Source organism: Mycobacterium sp. Marseille-P9652, assembly GCF_902652685.1.
In the GTDB taxonomy this organism is placed as follows: Bacteria; Actinomycetota; Actinomycetes; order Mycobacteriales; family Mycobacteriaceae; genus Mycobacterium.
On sequence record NZ_CACRUY010000003.1, the window covers coordinates 205226 to 221431 of the forward strand.

The window sequence follows — 16206 nt, forward strand, 5'->3', positions numbered from 1 at the left end:
AGGGCACACCACGTCAGGTGAAGTTGTGGCGAATATATCGAAACGATACGATGACACGAGACGTCGTACCGTCGTAACCAATGATGCAAAAGGAGGTGGATCGATGCTGGAGCTTGCCATTCTGGGTCTCCTGATCGAGTCGCCCATGCATGGTTACGAGCTGCGCAAGCGGCTGACCGGCCTGCTCGGCGCGTTCCGGGCGTTTTCCTACGGTTCGCTCTACCCGGCCCTGCGGCGCATGCAGGCCGAGGGGCTGATCGCCGAGAACGCCGCCCCGGCTGGAACGCCCGTTCGCCGCGCCCGCCGCGTCTACCAGCTCACCGACGAGGGTCGCCGGCGCTTCGCCGAGCTGGTGGCCGACACGGGCCCGCACAACTACACCGACGACGGCTTCGGCGTGCACCTGGCCTTCTTCAACCGGACTCCGGCGGAGGCACGGATGCGCATCCTGGAAGGCCGCCGGCGTCAGGTCGAGGAACGGCGCGAAGGCCTGCGCGAGGCGGTGGCGCGGGCCAGCAGTTCGTTCGACCGCTACACGCGTCAGCTCCATCAGCTCGGGCTCGAGTCCAGTGAGCGTGAAGTCAAGTGGCTCAACGAGCTCATCGCCGCGGAACGGGCCATGCCCGGCCTTTCCGAATAGGCGTGAAACACCCTGCACGACACAAAAATTCAGAGATTTGCAGTCCGAATACCCGGGGACACAAGGTTATGAAGTTAGGAGAACGCCCAAATGAGTGAGCAGAACGCGCCAGAAGCGCAGTCAGAGGTTCGAGTCGCCATTGTCGGCGTCGGCAACTGCGCGTCGTCGCTGGTTCAGGGCGTTGAGTACTACCAGAACGCCGACGAGACGTCGACGGTGCCCGGGCTCATGCACGTCCGGTTCGGGCCGTACCACGTTCGCGACGTCAAGTTCGTCGCGGCCTTCGACGTGGACGCCAAGAAGGTCGGCTTCGACCTGTCCGACGCGATCTTCGCCTCGGAGAACAACACCATCAAGATCGCCGACGTGCCGCCCACCAACGTGGTGGTGCAGCGCGGTCCCACCCTGGACGGGATCGGCAAGTACTACGCCGACACCATCGAGCTTTCCGACGTCGAGCCCGTGGACGTCGTGCAGGTGCTCAAGGAAGCCAAGGTCGACGTCCTCGTCTCCTACCTGCCGGTGGGCTCGGAAGAGGCCGACAAGTTCTATGCCCAGTGCGCCATCGACGCCGGCGTCGCGTTCGTCAACGCCCTGCCGGTGTTCATCGCGTCGGACCCGGTGTGGGCCAAGAAGTTCGCCGACGCCGGCGTGCCGATCGTCGGTGACGACATCAAGAGCCAGGTGGGCGCGACGATCACTCACCGCGTCATGGCCAAGCTGTTCGAGGACCGCGGCGTGCAGCTCGACCGCACCATGCAGCTCAACGTCGGCGGCAACATGGACTTCCTCAACATGCTCGAGCGCGAGCGGCTCGAGTCCAAGAAGATCTCCAAGACGCAGGCCGTCACCTCCAACCTGCAGCGCGAGTTCAAGACCCGCGATGTGCACATCGGCCCGTCCGACCACGTGGGTTGGCTCGACGACCGCAAGTGGGCGTACGTGCGCCTCGAGGGTCGCGCCTTCGGAGACGTGCCGCTGAACCTCGAGTACAAGCTCGAGGTGTGGGACTCGCCGAACTCGGCGGGCGTCATCATCGACGCGGTCCGCGCCGCCAAGATCGCCAAGGACCGCGGCATGGGCGGACCGGTGGTTCCCGCGTCGGCTTACCTGATGAAGAGCCCCCCGCAGCAGTTGGTCGACGACGTCGCGCGGGCCCAGCTCGAAGAATTCATCGAGGGGTAGTTCTTCTTCGCCGGGTGTGCGGTGAAGTCGCGTGGTGCGGCTTCACCGCACTTTCCGTTTCTCCCCGGGAGCAATCAGTTTGAGCTTTTGGCCCGCCGCGGCGCCGGGCGCCGGGTCTAGGGTCAGAGACCGTGACCGAAATCTCCGAGGACGAACTGGCCGGGCTGTCCGAATTCTCGCTGCTGCCCGAAAACGCCGAGCAAGCCGGGGTGTCCGGCCCTATACCCGACGTCGAGCGGGTCGAGACGGGCACCGACGACGGCAGGATCAGCGCGCTGCGCTGGGGCGCCTCTCCCCCGCGCGTGGTTTTCCTCCACGGCGGTGGCCAGAACGCGCACACGTGGGACACCGTGATCGTCGGCCTCGGCGAGCCGGCGCTGGCCGTCGACCTGCCCGGGCACGGGCACTCGGCCTGGCGCGAGGACGGCGACTACTCGCCGCAGCTCAACGCCGACGCCCTGCTACCGGCGCTGCGTGAGCACGCGCCCGGAGCCGATCTCATGGTCGGGATGTCGCTGGGTGGATTGACGGCGCTGCGGGTGGCCGCGCAGGCGCCCGATCTGGTGAACGAACTGGTATTGATCGACGTCACCCCCTCGGCGCTGCAACGGCACTCGGAGATGACGAAGGAACAGCAGGGCACCGTGGCGCTGATGCACGGCGAACGCGAGTTCCCGAGCTTTCAGGCGATGGTCGACCTCACCGTCGCCGCGGCGCCGCACCGCGAGGTGAAGGCGCTGCGCCGCGGGGTGTTCCACAACTCGCGCCGCCTCGACAACGGCAACTGGACATGGCGCTACGACGCCATCCGCACCTTTCCGGATTTCGACGGCCTGTGGGACGACGTCGACAGGCTGTCCGCGCCCATCACGCTCATCCGCGGCGGCTCCTCGGGTTTCGTCAGCGACGACGACGCCGACGAGCTTGCAAGGCGCGCAACGCAATTCCGCGCGGCACACATCGTGGAGAATTCCGGGCACTCGGTCCAGAGCGACCAGCCGCGGGCGCTGATCGACCTGCTCCGCGGAGTGCTCGGCGCGCTCTGAGCCTATGGTGGCCATATGACCCGCGCCGACGACGATGCGGAGAGAAGCGACGAGGAGGAGTGGCGCCATGGATCGTGAATTCCCCATCCGCATCGGTGTCCAACTACAACCCCAGCACGCCCCGGAGTACCGGCAAATGCGTGACGCCGTCCGCCGCTGCGAGGACATCGGTGTGGACATCGCCTTCAACTGGGACCACTTCTTTCCCCTGTACGGCGACCCCGACGGCCCGCACTTCGAATGCTGGACCATGCTCGGGGCCTGGGCCGAGCAGACGTCGCGCATCCAGATCGGCGCGCTGGTGACGTGCAACTCCTACCGCAATCCGGAACTGCTGGCCGATATGGCCCGCACCGTCGACCACATCTCGGACGGCCGGCTGGTGCTCGGCATCGGATCGGGCTGGAAGCGAAAGGACTACGACGAGTACGGCTATGAGTTCGGAACGGCGGGCAGCCGCCTCGACGACCTGGCCACCGCGCTCCCCCGCATCAAGCAGCGGCTGGCCAAGCTGAACCCGGCGCCCACCCGCGACATTCCCGTCCTCATCGGCGGAGGCGGGGAACGCAAGACGCTGCGCCTCGTGGCCGAATACGCCGACATCTGGCACAGCTTCACTTCGGTGGACGAGTTTCCGGCCAAGTCGGAGGTTTTGGGACGGCACTGCGCCGACGTCGGCCGCGACCCGGCGACCATCGAACGCTCCGCCGCCGTCGAGAAGGGCGACGGGCTGATCGGCAACGCGGAAGCTCTCGTCGACCTCGGCGTCACGACCCTGACTGTGGGCTGTGACGGCCCGGACTACGACCTGAGCGTGGCCGAAGCGCTCTGCAAATGGCGCGACGCCCGCTGAGCGGTCAGGCGGCGTCAACCCCGTTTACCCCGTTTTCACCGGCCAAACATCTATGTTTCATGCGCCATCTCATGAGAAACTTCTCGCGCTGATTGGCCGAAGGGTTGGAAGGCGCTCGAGGAAATAGATGCCCAAGAAATACGGGGTCAAGGAAAAAGACCTGGTTGTTTCACACATCCTGAATCTTCTTCTGACGGGGAAACTGCGCAGCGGTGACCGCGTCGACCGCAACGAGATCGCCATCGGCCTCGGAGTCAGCCGCGTCCCGATACAGGAGGCGCTGGTCCAGCTCGAGCACGACGGCATCGTGTCCACGCGCTATCACCGCGGCGCGTTCGTCGAGAGGTTCGACGAGGCCACGGTCCTCGAGCATCACGAACTCGACGGTGTGCTCAAGGGCATCGCGTCGGCGCGAGCGGCGGCCAATCCCACCCCCCGTGTCCTGGGTCAACTCGACGCGCTGATGCGCTCCCTGCGCTCGGCCAGGGACTCGAGGGCCTTCTACGAGATTGCCGCCGAGTATCGGCACACCATCAACGACGAGTACGCGGGCCCGCGGCTGGCCGCGACCATCCGAGCGTCGCGAAACCTGATCCCCCGCGCGTTCTGGGCGACGTACCAGAGCGGCCGGGAGGACATGCTGCCGTTCTACGAAGACGAGACCGCCGCGATCCACCGGCACGATCCGGAGGCCGCGCGGGCCGCATGCGTCGGCCGCTCGTATCAGATGGCCCAGACCATGCTGGCCGAACTGTGCCGGCGCAGGGTGTTCACCGCGCCGGACGACGTCAGCCGGGTGGTCACCGGCCCGGTACGCGTGCTGGCCGCGGCCGGTGAGGTCCGCGCGGAACCGTCCCTCGCGCTCTAGCGGCGACCGCGAGCGCGGCCGCGGTGATCGCGAGTGCGGCCGCGGCGCATCTCCACCAGAAATTCCCCTGTTCCCGGCAGGCCGGACCGCCCGACTGTCGATACGGTGGCGGTGATGATTCCGCCCGTGGGCCGGCGCAGCACGCGCCGCGGAAAGCTCGTCCCGCTGGCCGCAACGATTCTCATCGTGTGCGGCATGGCGGTGGTCGGGCCGGCGCAGCGGGCCGCCGCCGACACGAGGCAATGCACACCGGCCGGCGTGGACAGCGCCACGGTCTTGCCGAAGGACCTGACGGAAAGCGGCGCGGCACACAATTCCGATGACCACACGACCGCGGGCGTGGAGCCGTTGAGCGCGGTGAACGTCGGCGCCCTCGGGCTCCAGACGCCCGGTGTGCTGACAGTCGGCACTTTGTCGGATGCTCCGCCGAATATCTGCATCAATTCCACCGGCGAATTCACCGGTTTCGACAACCAGCTCTTGCGCGCTGTCGCCGACAAGCTCGGCCTGCGGATCAGCTTTGTCAGCACCGATTTCTCCGCGTTGCTCGCCCAGGTCGCCACCCGGCGGTTCGACGTCGGCTCCGCCTCGGTCAAGGCCACCGACCCGCGACGCCGCACGGTGGCGTTCACCAACGGCTACGACTTCGGCTTCTACTCGCTGGTGGTTCCACCCGGCTCGGCGATCAAGAATTTCACCGATCTGCACGCCGGCCAACGGATCGGCGTGGTCCAGGGCACGGTCGAGGAGTCGTACGTCGTCGACACTTTGCACCTGCAACCGGTGAAGTATCCCGGCTTCGCGACGCTGTACGGCAGCCTCAAGACGCGACAGATCGACGCGTGGGTGGCGCCCGGAACGCTCGCCGGCACGGTCATCCGGCCGGGCGATCCCGCCGTGGTCGTGGCGAACACGTTCAGTTCCGGCACCTTCGTGGCCTACGCGGTGGCCCCTGACAACCAGCCGCTGGTCGACGCTCTGAACTCCGGCCTGGACGCCGTGATCGCCGACGGCACCTGGGCCAACCTGTACTGCCAGTGGGTGCCGCGGACCCTGCCACCGGGGTGGAAGCCCGGTTCGCGGGCGGCCCCCGCCCCGAAGCTGCCCGACTTCGCCGCGATCGTCGCCGGCCAGCACCGCAAGCCCGTCGGGCCGGCCGCGCCCAAGTCGACGCTGGCCCAGCTGCGTGACTCGTTTCTCGACTGGGACATGTACCGGCAGGCCATCCCGGTTCTCCTGAAGACCGGCCTGCCCAACACGTTGATCCTGACGAATTGCGCCATCGTCATCGGTCTGGTGCTCGGGATGATCCTTGCCATGGCGGGCATCTCGCACTCGCGATGGCTGCGCTGGCCGGCGCGGGTGTACACAGACATCTTCCGCGGCCTGCCCGAGGTGGTGATCATTCTGATCATCGGGATGGGGATCGGGCCGCTGGTGAGCGACCTGACCCACAAGAACCCCTACCCCCTCGGCATCGCCGCCCTGGGACTGATGGCCGCCGCCTACATGGGCGAGATCTTCCGTTCGGGCATCCAGAGCGTCGACCCGGGACAGCTCGAGGCGGCCCGCGCCCTCGGATTCGGCTACACGTCCGCGATGCGGCTGGTGGTGGTGCCGCAGGGCATCCGGCGGGTGCTGCCCGCGCTGGTCAACCAGTTCATCGGGCTGCTCAAGGCCTCGGCGCTGGTCTACTTCCTGGGCCTGGTGGCCGACCAGCGAGAGCTCTTCCAAGTCGGCCGCGACCTCAACGCACAGACGGGCAGCTTGTCGCCGTTGGTCGCCGCGGGTCTCTTCTACCTGATCTTGACTATTCCGTTGACCCATCTCGTCAACTACATCGACGCACGCCTCCGCCGCGGCCGTGGCGCCGCCGAGCCGGAAGACCGCGCCGACGTCCTCATCCCCACCTTCGGTCAGGAGATCACGTGAGCGCCGAAGGGCCCGCCATCGCACCGGTATCGTTGACTGCCAAGGGAATTCACCAGACCCTCGGCGGTCAGGAGGTGCTGCGCGGCGTCGACCTCGATGCCCCGGCGAGCAGCACGGTCGCGATCATCGGTCCGTCCGGCTCGGGCAAGTCGACCCTGCTGCGCACCCTGAACCGGCTGAACGAGCCGGACAGCGGCGACATCCTCCTCGACGGCCAATCGGTGCTGGCTGACGATCCCGACAAGCTTCGCCAGCGCATCGGGATGGTGTTTCAACACTTCAACCTGTTTCCGCACCTGAGTGTGCTCAAGAACGTCGCTTTGGCGCCGTGCAAGCTGCGGCGGCTCTCACCGGACGCCGCGCGCGAGTTGGCCCTTGCCCAGTTGGACCGAGTTGGCTTGAAACACAAGGCCGCTGCGCGACCCGGCGCCCTTTCGGGTGGACAGCAGCAGCGGGTCGCGATCGCCCGCGCATTGGCAATGGCGCCGCAGGTCATGTTCTTCGACGAGGCGACCTCGGCGCTGGACCCCGAAACAGTCAAGGGGATTCTGCAACTCATCGCCGACCTGGGCGCCGACGGCATGACGATGCTCGTCGTCACCCATGAGATGCGTTTCGCCCGGTCCGCATCCGACACGGTCGTCTTCATGGACCGCGGCAAGGTTGTGGAATCCGGCCCTCCGGAGCAGATATTCGACGCTCCGCGCACCGAACGCCTACAGCGTTTCCTGTCCCAGGTCCTGTGAGTGCGCCGGCTCCCTTGTCCGGATCGGATATCCGGTTAGACTCCCCGTCTATGGCGGACAGCGAATCGGCCTCGGGCGAGGTCACCGAGCTTGCGGAAGGCTTGCACCGGGCGCTGTCCAAGCTGTTTTCGATTCTGCGGCGGGGGGATCCCAACGGCGCGGCGGCCGGCGACCTGACCTTGGCGCAGCTCTCGATCTTGGTCACGCTGCTCGACCAGGGTCCGATTCGCATGACGGACCTGGCGGCGCACGAACGGGTACGGACGCCGACCACCACCGTCGCCATCCGGCGGCTGGAGAAGATCGGACTGGTCAAGCGCTCGCGGGACCCGTCGGACCTGCGGGCCGTGCTGGTCGACATCACCCCTCGGGGGCGAGCCGTCCATGGTGAATCGCTGGCCAATCGCCGCGCCGCCCTGGCGGCGATGCTCGCTCAGCTGCCCGAGTCCGACGTCGAGACGTTGAAGAAGGCGCTGGCACCCCTGGAGCGTCTGGCCTGTGGCGAGCCGGCACCGGGCCGCGCCGGGGACCCTCCTGCCTGTGAAGAGCGCGAAACCGCCTTGTAGTCAAGGCCGTTCGCCGGGGTTCGCCGCGCCCGTAGAGTGATGTGCATGCCCACTGCACTCATCACCGGGGCCGCCGGCGGCATCGGTTCTGCCATCGCCACCGCCCTGGCGCCCACTCATACCCTGCTGCTGGCCGGGCGTCCATCGGAGCGACTGGACGCCGTCGCCACCCGGCTCGGCGCCACGACGTTTCCGCTCGACCTCACCGACCGGGACGACATCGACGCCGCGTGCGAGGTCGTCGACGAACTCGACGTGTTGGTGCACAACGCCGGGGTGTCGATTCCCGGCCACCTCGGGGAGTCTCACGTCGACGAGTGGCGCGCCACCTTCGCCGTCAATGTCTTTGGGCCCGTGGCACTTACGCTCGCGCTGCTGCCGGCGTTGCGACGGGCCCGAGGCCAGGTGGTGTTCATCAACTCGGGCGCGGGGCGCTCCGTGATGCCCGGTATGGCCTCGTATTCGGCCAGCAAGTTCGCGTTGCGGGCCCTGGCGGATTCGCTGCGCGCCGACGAACCCGAACTGCGGGTGACCACCGTCTATCCCGGCCGCACCGACAGCGACATGCAGCGCGAACTCGTCGCGTTCGAAGGCGGGCAGTACGACCCGGCCAACTTCCTGCGGCCGGAGACGGTCGCGGGCGCCGTTGTCCACGCGGTGACGACGCCGCCCGACGGCCACGTCCACGAGATCGTGCTGCGGCCCGGGCCGGTCAGACCACCAGGTTGACCAGCCGGCCCGGCACCACGATCACCTTGCGCGGCGCGGCGCCGGCCAGGAAAGCCTGAACCTTGTCGTCCGCGAGCGCCGCGCCCTTGAGGGCTTCCTCGTCGGCGTCGGCGGCCACCACCACGCGCCCGCGCACCTTCCCGTTCACCTGGACCGGATACTCGACCGTCTCATCCACAAGGTAGGCAGGATCGGCCTGCGGGAACGGGCCGTGCGCCAGCGAGGCGGTGTGGCCCAGCCGCAGCCACAGCTCCTCGGCCAGGTGTGGCGCTAGCGGGGCCAGCATCAGCACCAGCGGCTCGACCGCGGCACGGGGTACCGCGTCGCGGTGCGTCTTGGTGAGGTGGTTGGTGTACTCGATCAGCTTGGCGGCCGCGGTGTTATTGCGCAGCGCGACATAGTCTTCCGTGACGCCGGCGATGGTGCGGTGCAGGGCCCGCAGCGTGTCGTCGTCCAGCTGCTGCCCGTCGACGACCAGGGATTGCCCGGAGTGCTCGTCGACCACCAGTCGCCACACACGCTGCAGAAACCGGTGCGCACCGACGACGTCCTTGGTCGCCCACGGACGGGAGGCCTCCAGCGGGCCCATTGACATCTCGTACACCCGAAGCGTGTCGGCGCCGTATTCGTCGCAGATCTCGTCGGGCGATATCGAATTCTTCAGACTCTTGCCGATTTTCCCGAATTCCTGGAAGACCTCGATCTCACCGCCGGACGCCGGGTGGAAGAACCGGCCGCCACGTTCGATGACTTCGTCCGCGGGCACGTAGGACCCTCGGGCGTCGGTGTACGCGAACGCCTGGATGTAGCCCTGGTTGACCAGCCTCCGGTACGGCTCGCGCGAAGTGACATGGCCGAGGTCGTACAAGACCTTGTGCCAGAACCGCGCATACAGCAGGTGCAGCACCGCGTGTTCGGCCCCTCCGACGTACAGGTCGACGCCGCCAGGATCCTGCGGGCCGTGCTCCGCCGGCCGCGGGCCCATCCAGTACGCCTCGTTTTCCTTGGCGCAGAACCGTTCCGAGTTGTGCGGGTCGGTGTAGCGCAGCTCGTACCACGAGCTGCCCGCCCATTGCGGCATCACGTTGGTGTCGCGGGTGTAGGGCTTGAGCCCGTCGCCCAGATCCAGCTCGACATGCACCCAGTCGGTCGCCTTGGCCAGCGGTGGTGACGGCTCGCTGTCGGCGTCGTCGGGGTCGAACAGCACCGGCGAGTAGTCCGGCACGTCGGGCAATTCGACGGGCAGCGCAGCCTCGTCGAGCGCGTGCGGGCGGCCGTCTTCGTCGTAGACAATCGGGAACGGCTCGCCCCAGTACCGCTGCCGTGCGAAAAGCCAGTCGCGCAGCTTGAATTCGATGCGCGCCCGGCCGCGCCCCTCGTCCTCCAGGCGCGCGGTGATCGCCTTCTTGGCCGCCGCGACGTCCAGGCCGTCCAGGTATCCGGAGTTGACCAGCACGCCGTCGCCCGTGTGCGCGGCCTGCGAAACATCGCCTCCGGCAATCACTTCCACGACCGGCAGGCCGAACTCGCGGGCGAAGTCCCAGTCGCGCTGGTCGTGGCCCGGAACCGCCATGATCGCGCCCGTGCCGTAACCCGCGAGCACGTAGTCGGCGATGAAGATGGGGACCCGCTGTCCGTTCGCCGGGTTGGTCGCGTAGGCGCCGAGGAACACGCCGGTCTTTTCCTTGCTCTCCTGACGCTCGAGGTCCGACTTCGCGGCGATCGCGCCGCGGTAGACCGCGACCGCCTCCCCCGGTGTGGCGGCGCCGTACGTCCAGCGTGCGTCGGTTCCCTCCGGCCACTCCTCGGCGACGAGGCCGTCGACCAGCTCATGCTCGGGCGCGAGCACCAGATACGTTGCACCGAAGAGGGTGTCGGGCCGGGTGGTGAACACCTCGATGTCGACGTCGGAACCGCCGGGCCCGGTTGCCGAGAACAGCGCCTGCACGCCGGTCGAACGGCCGATCCAGTTGCGCTGCATGGTCTTGACCTTCTCCGGCCAGTCCAGCAAATCGAGGTCGTCCAGGAGCCGGTCGGAATAAGCGGTGATGCGCATCATCCACTGGCGCAAGCGCTTCCGAAACACCGGGAAGTTTCCGCGGTCGCTGCGCCCGTCGGCGGTGACCTCCTCGTTGGCAAGAACCGTGCCCAGGCCGGGGCACCAGTTGACAATCGAGTCGGCCCGGTAGACCAGCCGGAAGCCGTCGATGACGTCCGCACGCTCCCCCGCCGACAGCTCTGCCCAGTCCCGGCCGTCATCGAGACGTCTTGTCCCGGAGTCGAATTCGGAAACCAGCTCGGCGATCGGGCGGGCCTTCTGGGCGGCCGTGTCGAACCACGCGTTGTAGATCTGCAGGAAGATCCACTGCGTCCACTTGTAGAACTCGACGTCGGTGGTCGAAAAACTGCGCCGGCTGTCGTGGCCCAGACCCAAACGGCCCAGCTGCCGCCGGAAATTGACCACGTTGGCCTCGGTCCGGGTGCGTGGATGGGTGCCGGTCTGTACGGCGTACTGCTCGGCGGGCAGCCCGAAAGCGTCAAACCCCAACGCGTGCAGCACATTGCGGCCGGCCATGCGGAAATAGCGGGCGTAGACGTCGGTGGCGATGTAGCCGAGCGGGTGCCCGACGTGCAGTCCGTCGCCCGACGGGTAGGGAAACATGTCCTGCACGAACAACTTGTCCGCCGGAATCGGCGTACCGTCCGGCGGCGCCAGCGAACCCACCGGGTTGAAGACGTTGAACGTCCCGAGCCTCGCCCAATTCTCCTGCCAGGTGCTCTCGATCCGGGCCGCGAGCGCCGCGGTGTAGCGGTGCGGTGGCGCGTCGGCGTCCACAGACGACTCGGCGGCGGCGGCCGAGTTGCTCTCGGGAGCGGCGGTCGGGGATTCGGTCACCTGAACAGGGTATAAGGACCGCCACGGCGGAGACGCCGGCCACAGGTTGATATCGGTTCCGTTGCGCACCGGTCAGAGGTTCATCCCAGGTCGGTTTCGAGCCTGTTCACCGCCTCTGACCTCTGGTTACAGTCGGCCTCTACGACGGGTGTGCCTAACCCGGGCAGCATGGGAAGGACCGACGCTGATGATTCAGATCGCCCGTGCAATGCGGGTAATCACAGGGGGTCTCGCCGCGGGCGGGATCGGCCTCACGGTGTTCGCCGGCGCCAACGCCTCGGCCGATCCCCTCTATCCGGCGCCACCCGCTCCCGGCATCGCCGCGCCGATGCCCGCGCCGCAGAACGTCGCGGTCGCCCCCGCGCAGGTCCCCAACCGGCTGCTTGCCGCCCCGCCGGCGTCGAACCCGACGCTGGCCACCGCCCCCGGGGCCCAGGGGGCCGCGGCCGCCCCGCCGGCGGCGCCCACTGGAGTTGCCGGGCAGCCCGCCGTCACTCCCGCGACGACGGGCACCTTGCGGGAATACCTGCAGTCCAAGGGCGTCAAGCTGGAACCGCAGAAGCCCCAGGGATTCAACGCGCTGGACATCACGCTGCCGGTGCCGCCCCGCTGGACCCAGGTGCCCGACCCGAACGTGCCTGACGCGTTCGCAGTGATCGCCGACCGGCAGGGCACCAGCATCTACAGCTCGAACGCCCAGGTGGTGGTCTACAAACTGGTCGGAAACTTCGATCCCCGGGACGCCATCACGCACGGATATGTGGACAGCCAGAAGCTGCTTGCGTGGCAGACGACCAACGCCTCGATGGCCGACTTCGGCGGCTTCCCCTCCTCGGTCATCGAAGGCACCTACCGCGACGGCGACGTCACGGTCAACACCTCGCGCCGCAACGTCATCGCCACTTCGGGGCGTGACAAGTACCTGGTGTCGCTGGCGGTGAGCACTGACCGGGCCGTCGCCGTCGCCGACGCCCCCGCTACCGACGCCATCGTCAACGGCTTCCGGGTCACCGCACCCGGTGCCGCCTCCCCCGCTCCCGCGCAGGCGCCCGCGCCCGTCCAGGCGCCCACTGCAGCGCCCGTGCCCGTGCCCGTCCAGACGGCGGTTCCGTCCCAGGTCGGCCTTCCCGGGCAGGCACCGGTACGGGCTCCGGTCGCTCAGGTGCCCACCGCGGCCGCGGCGGGGCTTCCCGTCCAGGCGCCGGTCCCGAACGTGGCCCCGGCGCCCCAGCCCGCACCCAACCTGCTGGCCATGGTGCCCGGCCTGCCGCCCCTGCCGAACTTTTCGTTTCTCCAGCACTGAACCGCCCCGGCGCGAAACCGGCCGGAGCCAAACGCGCGAAAGGAAAGCCGGGCTCGTATTGTGAGCCCATGCTGATCGCGGGGGTGCTGTGCGTGTGCGCGGCCGTGGCGTCGGCCGGGTTCGGGGCCTGGTCGCTGTCACACAACGAATCTGTCGACACGACGCAGTTGGCGCTGCGCGCCATGGCGCCGACGCAATTGGCGGCGGCGGTGATGCTCGCCGCCGGCGGTATGGTCGCGCTCGCCGCATCCCCGAAGACCGCTCTGGTGGTGCTGATCGTCTGCGTCGTCGGCGGGTTGGGCACGCTGGCCGCCGGGTCGTACCAGAGTGCCCGCTTCGCCGCGCGTCAGGAAGCGGCCGCCCCCGGCTGCGGCGGGCAATGCGCCGCCTGCACCCAGTCCTGCGGCTGACGACTCTCGGACCGCGGTTGGCGGGCTAGGGACCATGGGTGGTCCCGCGTCGGCATTGCTCCCGCGGTCGTGACCCGCGCCAAAACACGACCCTCACCGCGCTCTCGGCGGTCGCAGCCGGGCAACGCCGGGCTCGCGATCGTGACTAGTTCCGGCTGACGTCGATCGGGTGCGTCGCGAGCATCGACAGCGGTAGCGGCTGGCGGCGCAGCACCTGCCCCCATAGGTCGGCCCTCGGCCCCACCAAAACGTCAGACGGCAACGCCGACAAGACGATCCAGTCGTCGCGTTCGATCTCGCCCTCGAGCTGGCCGATGGTCCATCCCGAATACCCGGCGAAGATGCGCACACCTTCCACCAGCGGTGCGATGCCGTCTGGGTCGGCGTCGAGGTCCACCATCACCACCCGGCCGGCCACGTGACGCAAGCCCGGTGCCTCTTGCGGATCCGCACCGACCCGCAACGTCGCCAGGCACAGGGCCGCGTCGCGCTTCACCGGTCCCCCGATGAACATCGTCTTCGGCTTGGCCGTCAGTTTGGCCCACTGCGGCAACACGTTGTACACCGCGGTCTCGCTGGCCCGATTGAGCACGACGCCCAGCGTTCCGCCGTCGTTGTGCTCGACGATGTAGATCACGCTGCGCCGAAACGTCGGCTCCAGGAGATCGGTGTTGGCGAGCAGCAACGTGCCCGCGCGTACCCGCTGCGCGGCGGGCGCGATGTAGTCCTCTGGATCCTCCGGCGGCGGCACTTCACCATCATCGCACCTCCTTCCCGTCGCCCGGGGCAATCGAGCGTTCACCGCGAATATTTGTAGTGTTGATCAAGCGGCGTCGTCCGCCGACTCGAATTCGTGGAAGACGGTTCTGTGATCCAAACCCGGATGAACTCGGGCGCACCCGTGCACCTTTGGCGGTCGGTGCGCGATTTGCCCGACTTCTGGCGGCTGCTGCAAGTGCGGATGGCGAGCCAATTCGGCGACGGCCTGTTTCAGGCCGGGATGGCCGGTGCGCTGCTGTTCAACCCGGACCGCGCCACCGATCCGATGGCCATTGCGCGGGCTTTCACCGTGCTGTTCTTGCCGTACTCGCTGCTGGGCCCGTTCGCCGGCGCGCTGATGGACCGTTGGGACCGCCGACTGGTGCTCGTCGGCGCCAATGTGAGCCGGCTCGTCCTCATCGCGGCGATCGGAACGATCCTGGCGCTTCGCGCGGGGGATATGCCGCTATTGTTCGCCGCTTTGATCGCCAACGGCCTCGCCCGGTTCGTCGCGTCGGGCCTATCGGCGTCGCTCCCGCACGTCGTGCCGCGCGAACGGGTGGTCACGATGAACTCGGTGGCCACCGCGTCCGGCGCGGCCGCCGCGTTTCTTGGCGCGAACTTCATGCTGGTGCCGCGATTCCTCGTCGGCGCCGGCGACAAGGGTGCGTCGGCGATCATCTTCCTTACCGCGCTTCCGATTTCGCTCGCGTTGCTGCTCTCGTGGCGGTTCAAACCCCGCGCGCTGGGCCCCGACGACACCAAGAGGGCCATCCACGGGCCGGTGGTCTACGCGGTTATCACGGGCTGGATGCACGGTGTGCGCACGGTGGCGCAGCGCCCAACGGTGGCCGCAACGCTCTCGGGGCTGGCCGCGCACCGCATGGTGGTCGGGATCAACTCGCTACTCATGCTGCTGCTGGTCCACCACCTGACGGGCCGAGCGGCGTCGGGAGGGCTGGGGACCGCGTTGTTGTTCTTCGCCGTCTCGGGCCTGGGAGCGTTTCTGGCCAACGTGTTGACGCCGTCGGCGGTGCGGCGTTGGGGCCGCTACGCGACGGCGAACGGTGCGTTGGCGGCGTCGGCCGTCATCCAGCTTCCCGCCGCCACGCTGCTGCTCCCGGTGATGGTCGGGTCCAGCTTTCTGCTCGGGGTGTCCGGGCAGATGGTCAAGCTGTGCGCCGACTCGGCGATGCAGATGGACGTCGACGACGCCCTGCGCGGACACGTGTTCGCGGTTCAGGACGCGTTGTTCTGGGTGGCGTTCATCGTTGCTATCACGGTTGCGGCGACGGTGATTCCCGACGATGGCCGCGCCCCGGCTTTCGTGCTGTTCGGCTCGGTGCTGTATCTCGGTGGGCTTCTCTTGCACGCCTTCATCGGCCGCCGGGGCGAGCCGAGGACCGATCGCTAAGGTACGTACGTGTTTGTCCCGTCCGCGTTGCTCTCGACGGCCCGGAGGCATTGATGGCTGGACCCGGGCCGATCGTCGCCGACCTGCGCGCCGAAAGTGACGACCTGGACGCTCTGGTCGCGCCGCTCCCGGCGCAGCGCTGGGCCGACGCCACGCCTGCCCCCGGTTGGACCATTGCGCACCAGATCGGTCACCTCCTGTGGACAGACCGGGTCGCCCTGACCGCCGTCACCGACGAGGCCGGTTTCGCCGAAGCCCTGCAAGCCGCGGCGGCCGATCCGACGGGTTTTGTCGACGCGGGCGCGGCGGACTTGGCGGCCCTGCCGCCGGCCGAACTGCTCGACGAATGGCGACGCACCCGCGTACGGCTGCACGAGGCGCTGCTGACGGTTCCCGACGGCCGGAAGTTGCCGTGGTTCGGGCCGCCGATGAGCGCGGCATCCATGGCCACCGCGCGGTTGATGGAGACGTGGGCGCACGGGCTTGACGTGGCCGATGCGCTCGGCGTCGAGCGCCGGCCCACCGAGCGGCTGCGCTCGATCGCGCACCTCGGGGTGCGCACCCGCGATTACGCGTTTGCCGTCCACAATTTGGCGCCTCCCGCCGAGCAGTTTTTTGTCGAGCTGCGCGGACCGAGTGGTGACACGTGGAGTTGGGGACCGCCGGACGCCGTGCAGCGAGTCACCGGTTCCGCGGAAGACTTTTGTTTCCTGGTGACGCAGCGACGTCCGCTGAGCGCCCTGGACCTCACGGCGCAGGGTCCGGACGCGCAGCGCTGGCTGGAGATCGCGCAGGCTTTCGCTGGGCCGCCGGGCGCCGGGCGATGAGCGCGCGCAGCGCGCGAAGAGAGACGGCGCCC

General features: G+C 68.2%; 15 protein-coding genes. 13 read left to right on the plus strand and 2 right to left on the minus strand.

Features of this window, described 5'->3' with window-relative positions; all coding sequences use genetic code 11:
- Positions 1-103: 103 nt before the first annotated feature.
- From GPY60_RS03635 to GPY60_RS03675, 9 genes are all read left to right on the plus strand, one after another.
- Complete coding sequence (locus tag GPY60_RS03635) at positions 104-640, plus strand: PadR family transcriptional regulator (protein WP_156686254.1); 537 nt, start codon at positions 104-106, stop codon at positions 638-640.
- A gap of 90 nt (positions 641-730) precedes the next feature.
- Positions 731-1825, plus strand: a complete 1095-nt coding sequence (locus GPY60_RS03640) for an inositol-3-phosphate synthase (protein WP_156686255.1) — start codon at positions 731-733, stop codon at positions 1823-1825.
- Positions 1826-1956: 131 nt separating this feature from the next.
- Positions 1957-2871 (plus strand): alpha/beta fold hydrolase, encoded by a 915-nt coding sequence (locus GPY60_RS03645; protein WP_156686256.1) that lies wholly within the window; start codon positions 1957-1959, stop codon positions 2869-2871.
- 67 nt (positions 2872-2938) lie between these two features.
- A complete protein-coding gene (locus GPY60_RS03650; RefSeq protein ID WP_156686257.1) occupies positions 2939-3724 on the plus strand; it encodes an LLM class F420-dependent oxidoreductase in 786 nt (261 codons plus the stop codon).
- A gap of 127 nt (positions 3725-3851) precedes the next feature.
- Positions 3852-4592 carry a GntR family transcriptional regulator gene (locus tag GPY60_RS03655; protein ID WP_156686258.1) on the plus strand — a complete coding sequence of 247 codons (741 nt, stop codon included), beginning with the start codon at positions 3852-3854 and terminating at the stop codon, positions 4590-4592.
- Positions 4593-4706: 114 nt separating this feature from the next.
- Positions 4707-6524 (plus strand): ABC transporter substrate-binding protein/permease, encoded by a 1818-nt coding sequence (locus GPY60_RS03660; protein WP_156686259.1) that lies wholly within the window; start codon positions 4707-4709, stop codon positions 6522-6524.
- Positions 6521-7270, plus strand: a complete 750-nt coding sequence (locus tag GPY60_RS03665) for an amino acid ABC transporter ATP-binding protein (protein ID WP_156686260.1) — start codon at positions 6521-6523, stop codon at positions 7268-7270. The genes GPY60_RS03660 and GPY60_RS03665 overlap by 4 nt, the downstream gene beginning before the upstream one ends.
- Before the next feature lie 50 nt (positions 7271-7320).
- Positions 7321-7836, plus strand: coding sequence for a MarR family winged helix-turn-helix transcriptional regulator (locus tag GPY60_RS03670; RefSeq protein ID WP_156686261.1), 516 nt, complete (start codon positions 7321-7323; stop codon positions 7834-7836).
- A 45-nt stretch (positions 7837-7881) separates the two neighbouring features.
- Complete coding sequence (locus tag GPY60_RS03675) at positions 7882-8565, plus strand: SDR family oxidoreductase (protein WP_156686262.1); 684 nt, start codon at positions 7882-7884, stop codon at positions 8563-8565.
- On the opposite strand, the gene leuS is transcribed toward GPY60_RS03675, so the two are convergent.
- Entirely contained in the window at positions 8549-11461 is a 2913-nt protein-coding gene (leuS, locus tag GPY60_RS03680) for a leucine--tRNA ligase (RefSeq protein ID WP_156686263.1), read from the minus strand. The genes GPY60_RS03675 and leuS overlap by 17 nt on opposite strands.
- 187 nt (positions 11462-11648) lie before the next feature.
- Here leuS and GPY60_RS03685 point away from each other — a divergent pair, with 187 nt between their 5' ends.
- Both GPY60_RS03685 and GPY60_RS03690 read left to right on the plus strand, forming a co-directional pair.
- Positions 11649-12764 carry an LpqN/LpqT family lipoprotein gene (locus GPY60_RS03685; protein ID WP_156686264.1) on the plus strand — a complete coding sequence of 372 codons (1116 nt, stop codon included), beginning with the start codon at positions 11649-11651 and terminating at the stop codon, positions 12762-12764.
- Between the two features lie 68 nt (positions 12765-12832).
- On the plus strand, positions 12833-13174 hold the full coding sequence (locus GPY60_RS03690; protein ID WP_156686265.1) for a hypothetical protein: 342 nt from the start codon (positions 12833-12835) through the stop codon (positions 13172-13174).
- A gap of 145 nt (positions 13175-13319) precedes the next feature.
- On the opposite strand, the gene GPY60_RS03695 is transcribed toward GPY60_RS03690, so the two are convergent.
- Positions 13320-13925, minus strand: coding sequence for a YqgE/AlgH family protein (locus tag GPY60_RS03695; protein WP_156686266.1), 606 nt, complete (start codon positions 13923-13925; stop codon positions 13320-13322).
- A 132-nt stretch (positions 13926-14057) separates the two neighbouring features.
- On the opposite strand from GPY60_RS03695, the gene GPY60_RS03700 reads away from it, so the two are divergent.
- On the plus strand, positions 14058-15347 hold the full coding sequence (locus tag GPY60_RS03700; protein ID WP_156686306.1) for an MFS transporter: 1290 nt from the start codon (positions 14058-14060) through the stop codon (positions 15345-15347).
- 53 nt (positions 15348-15400) lie between these two features.
- Complete coding sequence (locus tag GPY60_RS03705) at positions 15401-16174, plus strand: TIGR03084 family metal-binding protein (RefSeq protein WP_156686267.1); 774 nt, start codon at positions 15401-15403, stop codon at positions 16172-16174.
- Positions 16175-16206 lie beyond the last annotated feature (32 nt).

What these genes read in the sequence shown, in the direction of transcription:
- GPY60_RS03640 (WP_156686255.1), top strand. Translation starts at nt 731, where the DNA reads ATGAGTGAGCAGAACGCGCCAGAAGCGCAGTCAGAGGTTCGAGTCGCC.
- GPY60_RS03685 (WP_156686264.1), top strand. Translation starts at nt 11,649, where the DNA reads ATGATTCAGATCGCCCGTGCAATGCGGGTAATCACAGGGGGTCTCGCC.
- GPY60_RS03705 (WP_156686267.1), top strand. Translation starts at nt 15,401, where the DNA reads ATGGCTGGACCCGGGCCGATCGTCGCCGACCTGCGCGCCGAAAGTGAC.
- GPY60_RS03690 (WP_156686265.1), top strand. Translation starts at nt 12,833, where the DNA reads ATGCTGATCGCGGGGGTGCTGTGCGTGTGCGCGGCCGTGGCGTCGGCC.
- GPY60_RS03670 (WP_156686261.1), top strand. Translation starts at nt 7,321, where the DNA reads ATGGCGGACAGCGAATCGGCCTCGGGCGAGGTCACCGAGCTTGCGGAA.
- GPY60_RS03675 (WP_156686262.1), top strand. Translation starts at nt 7,882, where the DNA reads ATGCCCACTGCACTCATCACCGGGGCCGCCGGCGGCATCGGTTCTGCC.
- GPY60_RS03700 (WP_156686306.1), top strand. Translation starts at nt 14,058, where the DNA reads ATGAACTCGGGCGCACCCGTGCACCTTTGGCGGTCGGTGCGCGATTTG.
- GPY60_RS03655 (WP_156686258.1), top strand. Translation starts at nt 3,852, where the DNA reads ATGCCCAAGAAATACGGGGTCAAGGAAAAAGACCTGGTTGTTTCACAC.
- GPY60_RS03635 (WP_156686254.1), top strand. Translation starts at nt 104, where the DNA reads ATGCTGGAGCTTGCCATTCTGGGTCTCCTGATCGAGTCGCCCATGCAT.
- GPY60_RS03660 (WP_156686259.1), top strand. Translation starts at nt 4,707, where the DNA reads ATGATTCCGCCCGTGGGCCGGCGCAGCACGCGCCGCGGAAAGCTCGTC.
- GPY60_RS03650 (WP_156686257.1), top strand. Translation starts at nt 2,939, where the DNA reads ATGGATCGTGAATTCCCCATCCGCATCGGTGTCCAACTACAACCCCAG.